Origin of the sequence: Geoglobus acetivorans (assembly GCF_039641995.1) — an archaeon.
Classification (GTDB): domain Archaea; phylum Halobacteriota; class Archaeoglobi; order Archaeoglobales; family Archaeoglobaceae; genus Geoglobus; species Geoglobus acetivorans.
This window is the reverse complement of record NZ_CP087714.1, coordinates 438,902-455,145: the sequence shown is the minus strand read 5'-3', so window position 1 is coordinate 455,145 and position 16,244 is coordinate 438,902. Positions and strand designations below refer to the sequence as shown.

Genomic DNA, 16,244 nt, shown 5'->3' with positions numbered 1-16,244 from the left:
ACCTTCAGCAGCAAAATCTGTAGAAAAAAGATGTTGCGAGCTGCAGAGATAGAAAAACTTTAGAAAACCTCAAAGAGGCCGCAAAGCTATAAATCGAGAATACAAAAGAACTTGGCATACTTGACAACGAGCTTGAAGTTGTTTCCAATACTGACCTGATTTCCTGAGATAGTTTTCCAAAATATCAATTGTTGAACCCATCACAATTTTTGCATGGAAATCGGTCTAATTAAAATTGCGACCCGATGGGCTGTTAAAGGATAAACCTTTTAATGATCAATTCAAAATTCATACCTAATGGTAAGAACAAGAACCGTCGGTAAAAAAGGGCAGGTCACAATTCCAAAGGAAATACGGGATAGGTTTGGTCTGAAAGAGGGCGAAAAGGTTATCTTTGAAGTTAAAGGCGATGAGATCGTCATGAGACCGGAGAGAAGTAGAAGAGATTATGTGGAAGAGTTGAGTTCAGTTGTTAGGAAAAAGCTTGAAGCTCCAGAACCTGCTGAATTGAAGAGGATGTACTATGGCCAGATTGAAGAGCGCATATCTTGACTCCAACATCTTCATTTATGCTGCCCTTTATTCTGGAGAAACTGCCGAAAAATCAAAAGAATGGCTGATCAGAGCATCAGATGGCGAGTTCAACGCCTATACCTCATCACTAACTTGGGATGAAGTTGTGTACGTTGTAAGAAAAGCCGCTGGAATGGAAGAGAGTATCAAGGTAGGAAAAATCCTGATCAAAATGCCGTTTCTTGAGTTTGTGGATGTGAATTATGATACTTGCGAAGATGCTCTGAGACTTGTCGAGAGGTACAAACTCCTGCCAAGAGATGCCATTCACGCTGCTCTTGCTCTGAAACACTGTGATGGAGCAATTATCAGCAATGACACAGATTTTGATACGGTAAAAGAGCTGAAAAGAGTTTTTTAACTCACGCCAGGAAACAGAGATCGAAACAGGGGCTCCAAAAAGTACAGATTGTTAAATAACGGAGGAGTGGCGGTAGTAAGCCCCCTTCTGTTTCAGGCAGCATCCGTCTCAGCGGCACACGCCTTGCACCGGCGGGGACGGCCGTTTCAACTCCCACAGGTGACCTCGGCCTTGCGGCTTCCTCGCATTACCCTGCAGGAGTATCGTTTCTGTTCCGTTGCCGTGCCTCTCGGCACGACGCCTTGCGGCGTCCCGCCTTCAAAGGTGGGGGGACTTTCCTCCCGCACAGCGGGAAGCTGCCCTCCGCCGCTCCCCCGGAAATGTAATTGAACAAAAGAATATAAAAGAATTTTTCAACCGATTGTAGCTTTTCTCAAGAACCAGATTTCTATCTTGAGGCATTCTTTTGGATCGCAGTCAAAGACCCTGCAGCCAAAGCACGGTGGCAGGCCAGTGATGTCCTCGTATTTCTGCATTATTTCCATGAGGTTCAGTTCATCCTCCTCTTCCTCCTCTGCATCGGCCGGAACAATCTTAAAGGTTTTAACGCCATCCACAACGATTTCCACTCTTCTGATCAGCCCCTCCTTCTCAAGCTTTCTGAGTATCCTTGAGCATTTGCTGCTGTCTATGTTAAGCTCTTTCCACAAATCTTTCTGCAAAACAGCTCCTTTTTCCTCAACGAGCTTCAAAATCTGGTCCCTGATTTCCATTTTCACTCCTCAAAAGGCTGTATGAGGATAACATTGTTGCCCCTGAGTACAATATCTCCAAGCATTCTAACCTTTTCATTTCCTTTATACTCCATTGCATTTGAGAGGTGGAGGTTCATGTAGTCATCCACACTCTCAAGCTTTCCAACGAGATTGTTCTCCTCGCCCTTCATTTCAACCCTAATCATTCTGCCAACCATGGACTTGACCATCTGGTTCGGAAGCACCTGTATCACCTCATCTGTCATTATTTTTCGTTTTTTTTGGATTTTCTAATTCCCAGCAGACCGTAAATTTATCAAAAATAGTATATATACCTTTCCTGAAGTTTGAACATGATTCTCGTAACCGGTGGGGCGGGCTTCATTGGCAGTCACGTCGTTGACAGACTCATTTCTGAAGGTCATGACGTGAGAGTCATCGACAATCTTTCCTCAGGAGACGAAAGCTTTCTGAACAGGGATGCCGAATTCATCAAAGGCGATCTCAGGAATTACCATGTAGCCGAGATGGCGTTAAGAGATGTTGAAGAAGTATGGCATATAGCCGCCAATCCTGATGTCAGGGTTTCAAGTCAGAGGCCAGAAGAGATTTACGAAAACAACATCCTTGCAACCTACAACCTGCTTGAGGCCATGAGAAAGAGAGGCGTGGACAGAATCATATTCACCTCCACCTCCACAGTTTACGGAGAGGCAAAGAAAATACCAACTCCGGAAGATTATCCGACCGTCCCCATTTCTGTTTACGGTGCATCGAAGCTGGCCGGTGAGGCCATGATAGCATCCTACTGCCACACATTCGACATGAAATCCTGGGTCTTCAGATTCGCAAACGTGATCGGCAGGAGAAGCAGGCACGGCGTAATCTACGACTTCATAATAAAACTGAAAAGGAATCCCGATGAACTCGAGATCCTGGGAAACGGCGAACAGAACAAATCCTACATCTACATAGATGACTGCGTCTCCGCAATGTTCCATGCCGTGAGAAATGCAGGTGAGGCGGTCAACATATTCAACATAGGCAGTGAGGATCAGGTGAAGGTCAGGAGGATAGCAGAAATCGTATGCGAGGAGATGGACCTGAACCCTGTTTTCAGATTCACTGGAGGAGAGAGGGGATGGAAAGGGGATGTACCGGTAATGCTTCTTTCCATAGAGAGACTGAAAAGCTTGGGATGGAGACCTGATTACGGCAGTGAAGAGGCTGTAAGAAAGACGGTTCAGGATTTACTCAACGAGGGCATAATCGACGGTTAAGTACCCCACACCGATCATCGCCATCGTGAATGCAATAATTACTGACAGGGGGGCAGAAATGCCCTCAACATTACCGTTTACTGCCATGGTAAATGCCTGCACGGTGGACAGTACAACGGGGAAGAGAACGGGAAACAGCAAAACCGGTAGAAGGAGTTCTCTCGCCTTGGATTTTATTACGAGGAGGGATAATGAGCTGCTGATGACCACAAACGCAAGATTCCCGAGAGTTATGGACACGACAGCAAGAAAGAGATTTTTCGGGTAAATGCTGAAAACTGCAATGAATATGGGTATCAGAAGTGCCTGAATCATAAGCATCAATACCCCATTGAAAACAATCTTGCCGAAGAGTATTGAGGTCGGTGGCAGGGGCGAGATTTTCAGTGCTTCAAGCGTTCCGGTTTCAACCTCCTTCAAAAAAGCTCTTGAGTAGCCGAGCATTCCGGCAAATATGAAGACGAGCCAGAGAATTGCAGGATCAGGATTTTCCATCGTAGCGCTGAAGAGCATGATCGAAAGCAGCGCAAAGAGAAACATGAAATTGACCGTGTTTTTCGTCCTGAACTCGATTTTCAGATCCTTGAAAGCCACTTTCAGAAATTTCATAGCATCACTCTCCTGTATGTCTCCTCAACGTCTCCAATTTCCCCGTCATATGCGATTTCACCATCTCTAAGCATTACAACCCTCTCGCAGAGTTCTTCAGCCTCGCCGAGATTGTGGGTGGTGAAGAGCAAAGTGCTTTTGTAGTCTTTCACTGCCTCAAAGAGTCTCTCCCTGCCCTCAACATCAAGTCCGGTTGTTGGCTCATCCAGTATCAGAATATCCGGCTCGTTGAGCAGCGCCCTTGCAATCGAGAGCCTCTGCTTCATACCCCTTGAGTAGTTCCGGACGAGGTCATGTCTCCTCCTCCACAGGCCGAACTGTTCGAGAAGTTCCCTGATCCTGCTATCATCAACACCGTAGATACCCGCAAAAAACTGAAGATTCTCATAGGCCGTCAGATCATCGTAAAGAAAGGTGTTGTGGCTGACGACACCCATTCTCGACTTAACGGACTCATCAATCCTGTCTCTTCCGCAAACAACCACGGTTCCTCTTGTGGGCCTGATCTGGCCGGTTATTATTCTGACGATCGTGGTCTTCCCGCTCCCGTTAGGGCCGAGCAGAGCAACCCTCTCGTTCTCAGATACGGAGAAACTCACTCCTTTCAGAACCTTAACTCTGCCAAAGCTTTTTTCAACATTTTTAAGCTCAATCATACAGTTCCTCCAGCAAATTTTCAACGCCGAGAGCTATTCCGTCCACCTCGATGTCCTTGCCCTTTGCACCGTCCCCGACGACATACACGTTCTCGAATGGCGTTCTGCATCCCGTGTCCTTCCCTGCCATAACTCTGTTCACGGGCCAGTCTCCACGATAGCTCTGAACAGCAATGATTTCATATTCATATCCTTTAAGGATTTCCCTGAGGTCCCTCAACCCTTCAGCTATCTCCTCGGTCCTGCCATCCCTCAGGGGCTGATGAGCCTGAAGCATGTGCCTTTCTCCCAGATTTTCATCAACATTGGTTACCTCGTTCATACCGGAGATCTTCCTTCCCGGAGTGAGCAAAACACCGCTGTGTCCTATGAAGGGTTCTTTCAGGGCGATGGTGTACTTAACTCCTCTGCTTTCAGGTGGAGTGCTGATCTCCCTGCCGGCAAGCTTCATGGTGAGCCTGTGGCCGATGTTGGATATCAGAACGTCAAACTCCCTCTCATCCTTCCCGTAAATCCTAACGGACCCTTCCGGCCTGATTGCTCTTATCTCACTTCTCAGATGGATTTTTCCACCACTGGATTCGATGATATCCACAAGCTCATCAATCACAGCCCTGCATCCACCCACTGGAACCCCCGGACCCCGGTATTTCATCGTCTGCTCCACTATCGGCATAAGCTCGCTGAATCGCATCTGATCGGGAAAAACGCTGAAACTCCAGCCGAGAAACGCTTCAAGAGTTCTTGATGCTTTTTCTGATAACGATTTTGAGAATTCGTCCAGCTTTCTGTCTCTCCCGAGTTTTAGGAGCAATGTTTCAAGATTCAGCTTTAACCCATCAGAAAAAGGGAAGCTCTTCCTTGTAACATTCTCAAACTCCCCATCCCACAGAATTTCAGCTTCAGGATTTGAATTCACGATTTCAACATCTGCACCTGCCTTTCTAAGCAGTTTTGCCAGTGGCCCCCTGCTCCCGTGAGGTATCATGTGCAGTGCTCCCGTGCTTACCTCGTAGCCCCTGTAGGGCATGGATGTAAACCTTCCACCGGGAAACGGAAGTTTTTCGAAAATTTCGACTTCTTCCCCCTTCGAAGCCAGAATTGCTCCGGTTAGCAGACCTCCAAGCCCTGCACCGATTATCCCGACCCTCATTCAACCACCAGTGCGGAAAGTGGGCAGTAAGATATGCATCTTCTGCAAAGGGTGCATTTCTCGTGATCTATCTCCGCCTTCCCCAGAACGTCTATGGCATCAAACCTGCACGAAAGCATGCAGAAGGCACATCCAACACATCTTTCCGTAACGATTACTCTCTCCACAACAGTAAATGAAAGGCCGGAATTAAAAAATTTCTTTCCGAGATTATGCCTTCAGAACCCCGAGCTCTGTGAGTCTTTCAGGCAGATAAACATCTGTCACGTAATCCAGACCGTATTTTGCGAGAGCCTGCTGTTCGGATTTCTTTTTAAGATCGAGCTGAAGCTTGACCTCAGCCTTCCAGAAATCAGTATCAAACCTCGGATCGGTCAGTATGGCGTTCAGTGCCTTTATGTCCTGCTCGGTTAGCTTGTCAGACGGGAGCTTGTACTTCACTATATCCGTTGGCCTTATCCCCACGAACATTGCCGAAGGAGTGGCAAGATATTCGCTGAGATGAGCAGATTTTATGCTTCCGTAGGCAACACTGGCGTAGATCCTGTAACTCCAGGGATCGCCATCCGTAAAGACCACAACCGGTAGATCGAGTTCGGTGTTAAGCCTTTTAAGCAGTCTTCTGGTGCTTCTTGCCGGCTGTCCCTTAAGGTGGACTATTATCGCATTAAATTTCTCGTCGAAACCATTCTCAACAAGCCTGTCCCTCATACCGCCTGTTTCTATGGCTATGACGAACTTTGCATCGTGATCGACAAATTCAAGTTTATCCACATTCACGGGAATCTGGTATCCTCCCTCACCAACATCATCCTGGCAGTGAATTTCCCTCACACCCCTCCTCGTCTCTTCCCTGATTCTCACCGGGCCTATGACGGTAGCACCATCCTCTTCAGGCCTTATGTGGAAATGTTCCCTCTGAAAAGCTGTGAGAATTTCGAGGTCTTCAATCAGTCTGTCGCTGTCTGACTGGTCATCGAACTTGGCAGGCCCCCAGTTTTCTGAAATATAGTAAAGCTCTCTGAGTGTTGAGGACTTGTTGATTCTCAGCTGATCTTTTATGAAACCCATAACATAAGCCATCCTCAGCATCATGTATGCTCCCTTGAGGGTCTTGGCCGTTCTCGTTGAAGTTCTGTCTCCGTAGACCCATACCTCACTCTCTTCATTGAATTCAATGTTGTACTTCGTCCTCGTGGATATCTTTACCTCCGGAATTTCTCCATTCTTGAGCTGGTCGTATATCGACTCGGCTATGGACAGCAGAGCCTCAAGTGCCTTCTTCTCCATATTCATAGTTCACAACCTCTGCCCCGGCTACAAGTTCTTTCTCAATTCCCTCAACAAGAGGTCTGCTGTTGACATGCTTTCCACTGAATTCATACTCTATTCGTTCGGTCTCTCCAGGATTGACCTCAACGTCCCACTTTGCGGTTCTGTTACCATTTATCCCTCCATCACACATCTCGTAAATCCTCAACCTCTTTCTGGAATTTGAAAAATTGGATATCTCTACCACAGCTTTATTTCCATTCACGGCCCTTGAAATGTACACCTTGCCCATGATTCTGGCAATGACCTTTTCGGGGTCCACCTTCTCTTTCTCCACAACCTCGCTTATCTTTTCAGCCAGCAACGGCAGAATTTTCATCAGCTCCTCTTCTTTCTTCTTCTTTTTCTGTATCGAAACTTTTCTGTCCAGGTATTCCTTCAGCTTCCTTCCGCACTCCTGAAGGGCAAGCTTTGCCTCGTCTATAATCTCAGGGACAGTGGAAACAGCTTCCTTCGATTCAGACACATAGGGAACGTTTGTTGAGGCAACGTGAACGAGAATCACCATAGGGGCTACAGGAAGCTCGTTTTTAGACTGCTGAAGCCCGTAATTCTTCCAGTTCACACTCACAATCGCCTGAGTTAAAGCACATCCGCTCTGCTGGTAAAGCAGGGGGATCTTGTTTGCAAATCTCAGCACAGACACCTTGTCCTCCCTCAAACTCCCCCCGTATGCTATCCCGGCCTCAACGAGGAAGGGATGGCCAGAATGCACCTTAGGTTTTCTCGTTACGGCATACACAAATTCGGGAGAGTACTCCTGCATGAGACTTTTCATAATGAGCTGGCTTCCGATCGGAGATAAGCAATCTATAGGGGGAGGAAGAAGATCTGTCTCCCTGAAAGCATTTACCAGCTTTTCGGCATCTTCTCTTGTGAGCGAAGAGGGAGAAAGGTCCGGACTCAGACCTGCTTTCTGGAGAATTTCTTCGCTTATCTTGTCACCAACCCTGACAAACTCACCTTTCAGGAAGTTTTTGAGGTCCCTCGCCTTCGTTGTTTTCAGCATTGCCATCAGCGTACCTATCTCAATGCCATGAGGGTGAGGTTTGATTTCCTTTGGTGGCTCTGGCGGCACATCGCTAACCCTATCAAATTCGAAAACCTCACCGTCTGGAGAGATGAACGTTATCTTGGCATGGGGGTTCACGACAGATGTCTCCTTGAGGTATTCCAGAACGCTCTGCTTCCTCTCCCTCACATAACTGCCCCTGACCTCAAGTTCGATTCTCGTTCCGTGCGGGCTGTACCATTCGACATCCTCTTCTCTCAGAATTTCAGGTTCGTTCTTTTTCGTATCTATCATAATTTCGAATCTGTACGCCTTCCCACCCTCAACCTTGGATGTTACAACAGCAGGCTTTCCAGTAGTAATCTGAGCATACAGCACTGCCGAAGAAATTCCAATCCCCTGCTGTCCCCTGCTCTGCTTGATCGCATGAAATCTTGAACCGTAAAGAAGCTTTCCAAAAACCCTCGGAACATGCTCTCTGTCGATCCCGGGACCATTGTCCTCAACAACAATCCTGAACGTGTTTTCCGAGACTCTCGTAATCTTAACAAGAATGTCGGGAAGAATTCCTGCCTCTTCACAGGCATCGAGACTGTTGTCCACCGCCTCCCTCACACACGTTATCAGAGCCTTGGATGGATTGGAGTAGCCAAGAATGTGTTTGTTCTTCTCAAAGAATTCTGCAATGCTTATTTCCTTATGCTCCGAACTCATATCAGATTTCTGCGCCTATTACTGTGCTCGTCTTTATAACACCCTCAATCTCCCTGATGGTATCGACAGTTTTGTTCAGCTCTGAAAGACTTGATGCCTCGATAATCACAACGAAATCGAACTCCCCGAATACGTGATAAACATCCCTGACATTTTTCATTGCTTTGAGTTCAGAATAGACCGGTTTTTCCTTGCCAGGCGAGACGCTAACCATTGTAACTCCAATTACCATGTTTTCTTCTTCAACTGGAAAATATATAACGTTTTTCCTCAAAAAAGAGCCTTGAGCCAGGATTCATGCCTGCAGACCTGTCGGGGACATGAGCAGGAAAAAAAGATATATCAGAACTTGAATCAAAGATCAAGTCCAAATTCCTCCAGATATGTATGCACGTTGACTAAAAAATCGTTGAGCTTCTCAAACGGAACAATTACTGAATGGTGAAAATAGACCAGATCATCAATGAGTGGGACGACCACTGGAACCACCCTTCTTCCAAGAACTCTTTCAAGCCTTTCGCATCTGACTGCATGTTTTTCGGCCTCTCTTTTAATTGCAGAAAGCCTGTACCACCGTTCAGTGTACCTCTTCGCATCTATCCCAAGAACGAGATCAAATCGCTCTGCAACAACATCAACCTCCGCTCTGCCAGACTCGTCTCTAAAAACATACCTGAATCTCGTCTCGAACCCGTGTTCCTCGAGTATGTCCCTGACAATTTCCTCAAACTCCTGCCAGGAATTCATGGCTCTTCAGCAAGTTGACCATGCCGAGATTTCCAACGACCATGACGTCACCCGCCGGATTTGCTTCCCTGAAATCTGCGATGTGAGCATTGGGGCCTGTTTTTACGAAATCCTTCACATCCACCACAGCATCAATCCACGCCCCATGTCCTCCCTGCTCATACACGGTCTCGTTATCCAGCTCCCCACGGATGAATTTTCCGGCAAGTTCTTTAACATCCATGTTTTTCACGATGGATGTGTGATGCTCCATGAGGGAGTAGATCCTGCCATCTCTGTCGATCACAGCGAAAACCGTGTGTCCATTGCCGAAGTTCATCACCAGTGCTGGAAATTCCACAGCATCGAGCATCGCTCCACCTATCGCCGCAAACACAGTATCGATGACATACACCTCAGCTTCTCCACCAAGAAAGTCCAGTACCGCGGTAACGGCTGACTTCATTCTGTTATAATGCCCCGGAACATCATCGGCAGAATACAGGAAGCTCTCCAAGTATGGAGAGTTGTTCAATACCTTCTCAAACACCCTGAACCTGAATTTTCTGTTACTCTCAGTGGGAGAAAAACCGTGATCCTGCACAGCCACAACAAATTTATCGGGCACGCCAATGCCAAATGACTCCAGCATTGACGAGTATGCGGCCATGTCAACGTCAGTCATAAACACTTCGTGAGTATTTTCAACCACCTCATCCACAATGCGAATTCCAAGCTCCTCAACCCTCTGAAGGTTATCGTTTATCGTGAGAGCGGGTTTTTCAAAAGCATAAACGTTAACTCTGTCCAGTGCATCCCTGATTGCCCTCGAGCTTGGACCCCCTCCCATCGTGTAACCCGTGAGCAGTATATCTTCCCCTCCAGCAGCCAGTTTGCGTACCTTTTCCGCCACAATTTTTGTTGGGGAGGGCATTACGGCCTTGGGGCAGTTTCGAACATTCTCCCCCTCAATGTACAGTAAAAAGTCCTGGGTTCCCGTACCAACATCCAATGTGAAAACCTTCACACCATTCCAGAAATTCGCATGAGATATAAAGCTTAACCAGTTTTGATTCCAAAGTCATGGAGCCTTCTCTGAGATGGGTCAAAAGCTGTCGCTCGCCTGATGCTGAAGCCCAGCTTCTTCAGTTCGAGCAAACTGCACCCCTTCTCTACAAGTCCAGAAGTCTTCAATCCCAAACCAGGAACCTCCAAGGGTCTCAGCTCCTCCCCTCTCTCAAGCTTTTTGAGTGCAAAAAGTATCTTTGGGTCCTCATTCATGAGATTTCCGTCAACCATAATCTCTTCCAGCTCTTTAACATCAAAACCATACAGCCTGATCAGTGCATCAGCCCTGTAAAGCTTCACGACTCTCGCTTTCCTCTCTCTCTTCATGTTTTCAAGGGGCGTTCCCTTGAGTGGTGTAAAGCGGGAGTAATACACCCTCCTAACACCCCTCTCGTAAAGCTTCTCCGCTACCTTAAGAATTTGCACATCTTTTTCACCCAGCCCTGCAATCATCTGTGTGGTGAAGCTCCTGCCAGCCCTCCTTGCCATTTTTAGAGCAATTCTGAGAGTTCTCGAAAAATCAGATCTTGATTTTGTGGAACACAGCTCGGTGAGAATTGAGTAGGATGGGCTTTCCAGATTAACACTGACTCTGTCTGCAAGCATTACCGCCTGTTTTATCTGATCTCTGGTGCAACCCGGTATTATTTTGAGGTGGAGATACCCGTCAAAATTCCTTCTGATCATCTCAGCACTTTCGATGATTTCGTCCATCGACCTTTCCGGATCCCTTATCGAATTGGAAAGGAATGCTCCATTTACCAGCCCATTTCCCAGCAGAAGCTCAAAAGCCTTTACAATTTCTTCAGGTTTCGCAGCGTAGCCCTTATTCCAGGCATTATTGCAGTAATGGCAATCGTACGAGCATGAGGAGCTTATCAGCGTCTTGAAAAGATTCGCCCCTGCCGAGCGATAGATCGCTCTAAAAGGGTCAAACACACACCTTTCATGACATACGTCAAAATGTGAAAGCTGAATCAGCCTTCGAAGCTTAGACAGTTCCACAGAGAAAAACATGAGAAGAAGTTAATAAAAGAATTTCTCAGGCCGTGTACAGGTCTGTTCCCAGCATATACCTGAGACCGGCAAGGCAACCCGGCACGGGCTTTAGTGACCGCGGGCTGAACGGCTCGCCCGAAGGCTCGCCGCTTACACCCCGGCCCTATCAAACGGGTCTTTTACCCGCGCCCTTAAGGGCGGCTCTTTTCGGGGGCGGTTTCAGGCTTAGATGCTTTCAGCCTTTAACCGCATGGCGCGTAGCTGCCCGGCAATGCCCTGCCGGACAACCGGTCGACCAGAGGCGCCGGAGGCTCGTTCCTCTCGTACTAGAGCCTCCTTCCCCTCAGCCGCCCAGACACCCCCGTTAGATAGCAACCGACCTGTCTCACGACGGTCTAAACCCAGCTCACGATCCCCTTTAATAGGCGAACAACCTCACCCTTGGCCGCTGCTGCACGGCCAGGATGGGGAGAGCCGACATCGAGGTAGCAAGCCCCCGGGTCGATATGTACTCTCGCCGGGGACAACTCTGTTATCCCTGGGGTAGCTTTTCTGTCGTCACCCGGCCTCACCAAAAGGCCAGGGTGGTTCGCTAGGCCCGCCTTTCGGCTCGTGACTCCTTATTGTGCGGAGTCACGTCAGGCCGGCTTTTGCCCTTGCACTCTACGGCGGAGTTCTGACCCGCCTGAGCCGACCTTTGGGCTCCCCCGATACCTTTTCGGGGGAGTGGCGCCCCACCCAAACTGCCCACCTACCGATGTCCCCGCATTGCGGGTTAGCCCCACAGCTAAGGATGGGCGGTGTCTCATCGACGGCTCCATCCCCCCCGGAGAGGGGACTTCGAAGCCTCCCGCCTACCCTGCGCATCCCCAGCTGTGAGGCAACGGCAGGCTGCAGTAAAGCTCCACAGGGTCTTCGCTTCCCAACGGGGGTCCCCAGACTCTGCACTGGGATGTCGGGTTCGCCGGCTTCCGGCCGGGGACAGTGGGGGGGTCGTTAATCCGTTCATGCAAGCCGCCAATTAAGCGGCAAGGTATTACGCTACCTTAAGAGGGTCATAGTTACCCCCGCCGTTTACGGGCCCTTCGCCCGGTTGAACCCGGGTTTCAGGTACCCGCACTGGGCAGGACTCAGGGGCTGTACTAACCCTTTCGGGGTTGCAGCCCCCTGTGTTTTTAGTAAACAGTCGCCCCCCCCTAGGCACTGCGACCTGCGGTCTCCTAAACCGCAGGCACCCCTTCTAGCGAACATACAGGGCTAATTTGCCGAATTCCCTCGGCCGGAATGTTCCGTCACGCCTTGGCTTGCTCAGCCAGGGCACCTGTGTCGGTTCTCGGTACGGTCCTCCCGTCCCCCTTTTCACGGGCCCCAGGAGTCAGCCGACTTACGCCATCACGCCTTCACCCCCTTCTCTCCATTACGGAACTCCGGGGGCTTCGACGCTTGGACGGGCTGGCAACTCCCGCTCGGCCTATCCCGAGGCGTCGGGGCCTTACGGCAACCGCAGAGCGGTCGGACGGGGGGTGCGGGAATGTTAACCCGCTTCCCTTTTCGGTGGCTCCGAGTTACGGACCACCTTAGGACCGACTAACCCACGGCTGACGAACATTGCCGTGGAACCCTTGCCCTTCCGGCGGCCGGGATTCTCACCCGGCTACGCTGCTACTACCGCCAGGATTCTCGTTACCGACGGCTCCACCCGGGCTCACGCCTCAGGCTTCTACGCCATCGGTACGCCCCCCTACCGGATCACCTTTCGGTGCCCCGGGGTATCGGCGGCCGGCTTGAGCCCCGTCCATTTTCGGTGCCCCGAGTCTCGGCGGGTGAGCTGTTACGCACTCCTTAGAGGGTGGCTGCTTCTAAGCCTACCTCCCCGCTGTCTTCGACCCGGGACCTCCTTTATCGTTTACACTTAGCCGGCACTTGGGGGCCTTAACCCCGGTCTGGGTTGTCTCCCTCGCGGACATGGAGCTTAACCCCATGCCCGGACTCCGCCCATCTACGGCGGTAGTGGATTCGGAGTTTGACAGGGGGGCGAGGGTGTCACCCCCCGACTCCCCCAATCAGTGCTCTACCCCACTACCAGCCTCCGGACGGGTCATACTGCGGTATGTTTCGGGGGGAACCAGCTATCCCCGGGCTCGATTGGACTTTCACCCCTAGACGGGGGTCAGAGGAGCGATTTGAACATCAACACCCCTGCGGGCCTCCACGGCTCTTTCGAGCCGCTTCACCCTGCCCCCGCCTAGATCGCCCGGCTTCGGGTCGTACGGCAGAGACTACAGGCGAGCACACCCCGCCCCTCGCAGAAGCTGCGGGCTGTCGGTTTCCCTTCGGCTCCGGGCTTCAAGCCCTTAGCCTCGCCTCTGCCGTACACTCCCTGGCCCGTTCTTCAACACGTACGCGGCGACTCCGGTGTCCCGGTTCGTACTTGCGCCTCGCGGCGCTTTCCTTCACCGGGATTGCCCTTTCGAGCCACCGCTCACTATCCCCGGCCAGTTTCAGGCTCTTTTCACTCCCCTTTTCGGGGTTCTTTTCAGCTTTCGGTCACCCTACTATTGCGCTATCGGACTCGGGACGTATTTAGCCTTGGGGGTTGATGACCCCCTGCTTCCCGCGAGAATTCCAACCCGCGGTACTCAGGGAACCCCACCTTGTAACCTGAGAGCTTACGCCTACGGGGCTATCACCCTCTACGGCGCCGCGTTCCAGCGGACTTCGGCTTCACCCTCAGGCATTAGGCGGGGCCCTACTACACCACATTCACCCTTCCTTACGGAAGGGTGTTCGGTTTGGGCTGTGCCGCTTTCGGTCGCCCCTACTAACGGCATCGCGTTTGCTTTCTTTTCCTGCGGGTACTCAGATGCTTCCTTTCCCCGCGTTCCCACTCCCAGATGGGAGCGTCCCCGAAGGGACAGGATATCCCATTCGGGGATCCCGGGTTCTACGGCTCCCTGCGCCTCCCCCGGGCTTTTCGCAGCTTGGCACGCCCTTCGTCGGCGCCCGAGCCCAGCCATCCACTGACCGGGATATTTGCCGGAAGAGCCTCACCGGTCCCAGTAAGTACCTGGGAACAGACCTGTACACGGCCTCACAGCCCACATGGGGCTAAGCCCTTCCCCGGTGACTTTTCCATCACCGGGTGCACCTGAGATACAAGAATTAATGGACTCGTCGGGATTTGAACCCGAGGCCTCCGCCTCGCAAAGGCGGCGCTCTCCCAGCTGAGCTACGAGCCCATGGGCCTGTCAGCATTTAGGCTCCGGTGGGAGAAAGGCCCGCTACGTTAGGAGGTGATCCAGCCGCAGATTCCCCTACGGCTACCTTGTTACGACTTAGCCCCCCTCGCGGACCCTGGGTTCGAGAGTGCCCGAAGAGCACCCCCTCACCCCTGGCCCACTCGGGTGGCTTGACGGGCGGTGTGTGCAAGGAGCAGGGACGTATTCACCGCGCCATTTTGAGGCGCGATTACTACGGATTCCAGGTTCACGAGGGCGAGTTGCAGCCCTCGATCCCAGGTTAGACCGGGTTTAGGGGATTACCTACCCCTTTCGGGGTCGGTACCCATTGTCCCGGCCATTGTAGCCCGCGTGTAGCCCGGGGGATTCGGGGCATACGGACCTGCCGTTGCCCGCACCTTCCTCCGGCTTAGCGCCGGCAGTCCCCTCAGTGTGCCCGGCATCCCCGAAGGGATCCGCTGGCAACTGAGGGCGCGGGTCTCGCTCGTTGCCTGACTTAACAGGATGCTTCACAGTACGAACTGACGGCGGCCATGCACCACCTCTCAGCTAGTCTGGTAGGGTCTTCAGCCCGACCTTCATCCAGCTGTCTCCCCCGGTAAGCTTCCCGGCGTTGAATCCAATTAAACCGCAGGCTCCACCCGTTGTAGTGCTCCCCCGCCAATTCCTTTAAGTTTCAGCCTTGCGGCCGTACTTCCCAGGCGGCGGGCTTAACGGCTTCCCTCCGGCACCGGATAAGCTCGTGGCTTACCCGACACCTAGCCCGCATCGTTTACAGCCTGGACTACCCGGGTATCTAATCCGGTTCGCTCCCCAGGCCTTCGTCCCTCACCGTCGGAGCCGTTCCAGCCGGGCGCCTTCGCCACAGGTGGTCCTCCCGGGATTACAGGATTTCACCCCTACCCCGGGAATACCCCCGGCCTCTCCCGGTCCCTAGACTGGCAGTATCCCCCGGCAGTCTGACGGTTAAGCCGCCAGATTTCCCGGAGGACTTACCAGTCCGGCTACGGACGCTTTAGGCCCAATAATAGTGGCCGCCACTCGGGCCGCCGGTATTACCGCGGCGGCTGCCACCGGCCTTGCCCGGCCCTTGCTGTGGGGAGCTTTTTAGGCTCCCCGACAGCCGATGCGAGGCATCGGCACTCCGGCTAACCCCGTCGCGGTTTCCCGCATTGCGGAGGTTTCGCGACTGCTGCGCCCCGTAGGGCCTGGACCCGTGTCTCAGGGTCCATCTCCGGGCTCCCACTCTCATGGCCCGTACGGATCTTCGGCTTGGCGGGCCGTTACCCCGCCAACTACCTAATCCGCCGCAGACCCATCCTCGGGCTGCCCGAAGGCACTTTCGGTGATAGGGCATTCCAGCACCTATCACCTATGGGGGTTTAGCCCCAGTTTCCCGGGGTTATCCCCCTCCCGAGGGCAGGTTGTCCACGTGTTACTGAGCCGTCCGCCGGTGCCTGCATCCCCGAAGGGATACAAGCCCCCTGACTCGCATGTCTTAGCCTCAGCCGGATAGCAGCGGCCTCTGGCAGGATCAACCAGAATTGGCGGGGAAAAGGGTGAATACGTCCCTTCTCCCACCGGATCTGCCTTGCTGACAGGCCCATCTCAGACGTGTCTCACCGGACACGTCCTCCTTAGCTATACCGCGGGTGGGAACACCGCCCCTCATCACAGGCATTACGCCCTTTCGGGGCCCTTGCCGGTCCCGCGGTTTTGGTAATATGTTATTGAGACTTTATGATTTATAAGCTTTATCGTGCATCTCAACCCCCCTTGCGGGGATTTTTCTGCTGATGCTTGGTTATATAAACCTTGCCCTTGATC

Annotated in this window: 15 protein-coding genes, 1 tRNA gene, 2 rRNA genes and 1 other RNA gene; 3 read left to right on the top strand and 16 right to left on the bottom strand. The window is 51.7% G+C overall.

Annotated elements, in window-relative coordinates; translation table 11 throughout:
• Positions 1 to 297: 297 nt before the first annotated feature.
• A complete protein-coding gene (locus LPQ35_RS02620) occupies positions 298 to 552 on the top strand; it encodes an AbrB/MazE/SpoVT family DNA-binding domain-containing protein (RefSeq protein ID WP_193806168.1) in 255 nt (84 codons plus the stop codon).
• Positions 524 to 934: a PIN domain-containing protein gene (locus LPQ35_RS02615; protein ID WP_193806170.1), complete on the top strand. Its 411-nt coding sequence runs from the start codon at positions 524 to 526 to the stop codon at positions 932 to 934. Before LPQ35_RS02620 ends, LPQ35_RS02615 begins: the two co-directional genes overlap by 29 nt.
• A gap of 64 nt (positions 935 to 998) precedes the next feature.
• Here the strand turns inward: LPQ35_RS02615 and rnpB are convergent.
• The 3 genes from rnpB to LPQ35_RS02600 all read right to left on the bottom strand — a co-directional run bounded on the left by rnpB (position 999) and on the right by LPQ35_RS02600 (position 1,874).
• Positions 999 to 1,246, bottom strand: an RNA gene (rnpB, locus tag LPQ35_RS02610) — RNase P RNA component.
• A gap of 41 nt (positions 1,247 to 1,287) precedes the next feature.
• On the bottom strand, positions 1,288 to 1,647 hold the full coding sequence (locus tag LPQ35_RS02605; protein WP_193806172.1) for a MarR family transcriptional regulator: 360 nt from the start codon (positions 1,645 to 1,647) through the stop codon (positions 1,288 to 1,290).
• A gap of 2 nt (positions 1,648 to 1,649) precedes the next feature.
• The gene (locus LPQ35_RS02600) at positions 1,650 to 1,874 is read right to left on the bottom strand and encodes an LSM domain-containing protein (protein WP_193806174.1); all 225 of its coding nucleotides are present in this window, start codon (positions 1,872 to 1,874) and stop codon (positions 1,650 to 1,652) included.
• A 108-nt stretch (positions 1,875 to 1,982) separates the two neighbouring features.
• Between LPQ35_RS02600 and LPQ35_RS02595 the strand changes: the two genes are divergently transcribed.
• Positions 1,983 to 2,909 (top strand): NAD-dependent epimerase/dehydratase family protein, encoded by a 927-nt coding sequence (locus LPQ35_RS02595; RefSeq protein ID WP_193806176.1) that lies wholly within the window; start codon positions 1,983 to 1,985, stop codon positions 2,907 to 2,909.
• Here the strand turns inward: LPQ35_RS02595 and LPQ35_RS02590 are convergent.
• From LPQ35_RS02590 to LPQ35_RS02530, 13 genes are all read right to left on the bottom strand, one after another.
• A complete protein-coding gene (locus LPQ35_RS02590) occupies positions 2,880 to 3,518 on the bottom strand; it encodes a heme exporter protein CcmB (RefSeq protein WP_193806178.1) in 639 nt (212 codons plus the stop codon). The genes LPQ35_RS02595 and LPQ35_RS02590 overlap by 30 nt on opposite strands.
• Entirely contained in the window at positions 3,515 to 4,174 is a 660-nt protein-coding gene (locus LPQ35_RS02585; protein ID WP_193806181.1) for an ATP-binding cassette domain-containing protein, read from the bottom strand. The genes LPQ35_RS02590 and LPQ35_RS02585 overlap by 4 nt, the downstream gene beginning before the upstream one ends.
• Positions 4,167 to 5,327, bottom strand: a complete 1,161-nt coding sequence (locus LPQ35_RS02580; RefSeq protein ID WP_193806183.1) for an NAD(P)-binding protein — start codon at positions 5,325 to 5,327, stop codon at positions 4,167 to 4,169. The genes LPQ35_RS02585 and LPQ35_RS02580 overlap by 8 nt, the downstream gene beginning before the upstream one ends.
• Complete coding sequence (locus LPQ35_RS02575; protein ID WP_346297673.1) at positions 5,324 to 5,494, bottom strand: DUF362 domain-containing protein; 171 nt, start codon at positions 5,492 to 5,494, stop codon at positions 5,324 to 5,326. The genes LPQ35_RS02580 and LPQ35_RS02575 overlap by 4 nt, the downstream gene beginning before the upstream one ends.
• Positions 5,495 to 5,537: 43 nt before the next feature.
• Entirely contained in the window at positions 5,538 to 6,623 is a 1,086-nt protein-coding gene (locus tag LPQ35_RS02570; protein ID WP_193806187.1) for a DNA topoisomerase IV subunit A, read from the bottom strand.
• On the bottom strand, positions 6,598 to 8,385 hold the full coding sequence (locus LPQ35_RS02565; protein WP_193806189.1) for a DNA topoisomerase VI subunit B: 1,788 nt from the start codon (positions 8,383 to 8,385) through the stop codon (positions 6,598 to 6,600). Before LPQ35_RS02565 ends, LPQ35_RS02570 begins: the two co-directional genes overlap by 26 nt.
• Before the next feature lies 1 nt (position 8,386).
• Positions 8,387 to 8,617: an Lrp/AsnC ligand binding domain-containing protein gene (locus LPQ35_RS02560; RefSeq protein ID WP_048092616.1), complete on the bottom strand. Its 231-nt coding sequence runs from the start codon at positions 8,615 to 8,617 to the stop codon at positions 8,387 to 8,389.
• A gap of 122 nt (positions 8,618 to 8,739) precedes the next feature.
• Positions 8,740 to 9,132, bottom strand: a complete 393-nt coding sequence (locus tag LPQ35_RS02555; RefSeq protein WP_193806191.1) for a restriction endonuclease — start codon at positions 9,130 to 9,132, stop codon at positions 8,740 to 8,742.
• Positions 9,110 to 10,138: a DUF1786 family protein gene (locus LPQ35_RS02550; protein ID WP_193806192.1), complete on the bottom strand. Its 1,029-nt coding sequence runs from the start codon at positions 10,136 to 10,138 to the stop codon at positions 9,110 to 9,112. The genes LPQ35_RS02555 and LPQ35_RS02550 overlap by 23 nt, the downstream gene beginning before the upstream one ends.
• Before the next feature lie 32 nt (positions 10,139 to 10,170).
• Positions 10,171 to 11,184: a radical SAM protein gene (locus LPQ35_RS02545; protein ID WP_193806193.1), complete on the bottom strand. Its 1,014-nt coding sequence runs from the start codon at positions 11,182 to 11,184 to the stop codon at positions 10,171 to 10,173.
• An 85-nt stretch (positions 11,185 to 11,269) separates the two neighbouring features.
• A 23S ribosomal RNA gene (locus LPQ35_RS02540) occupies positions 11,270 to 14,223 on the bottom strand.
• Between the two features lie 121 nt (positions 14,224 to 14,344).
• Positions 14,345 to 14,417, bottom strand: a tRNA-Ala gene (locus LPQ35_RS02535).
• 49 nt (positions 14,418 to 14,466) lie between these two features.
• A 16S ribosomal RNA gene (locus LPQ35_RS02530) occupies positions 14,467 to 15,962 on the bottom strand.
• Together the 16S and 23S rRNA genes with 1 tRNA gene alongside form the textbook arrangement of a ribosomal RNA operon.
• Positions 15,963 to 16,244: the final 282 nt, after the last annotated feature.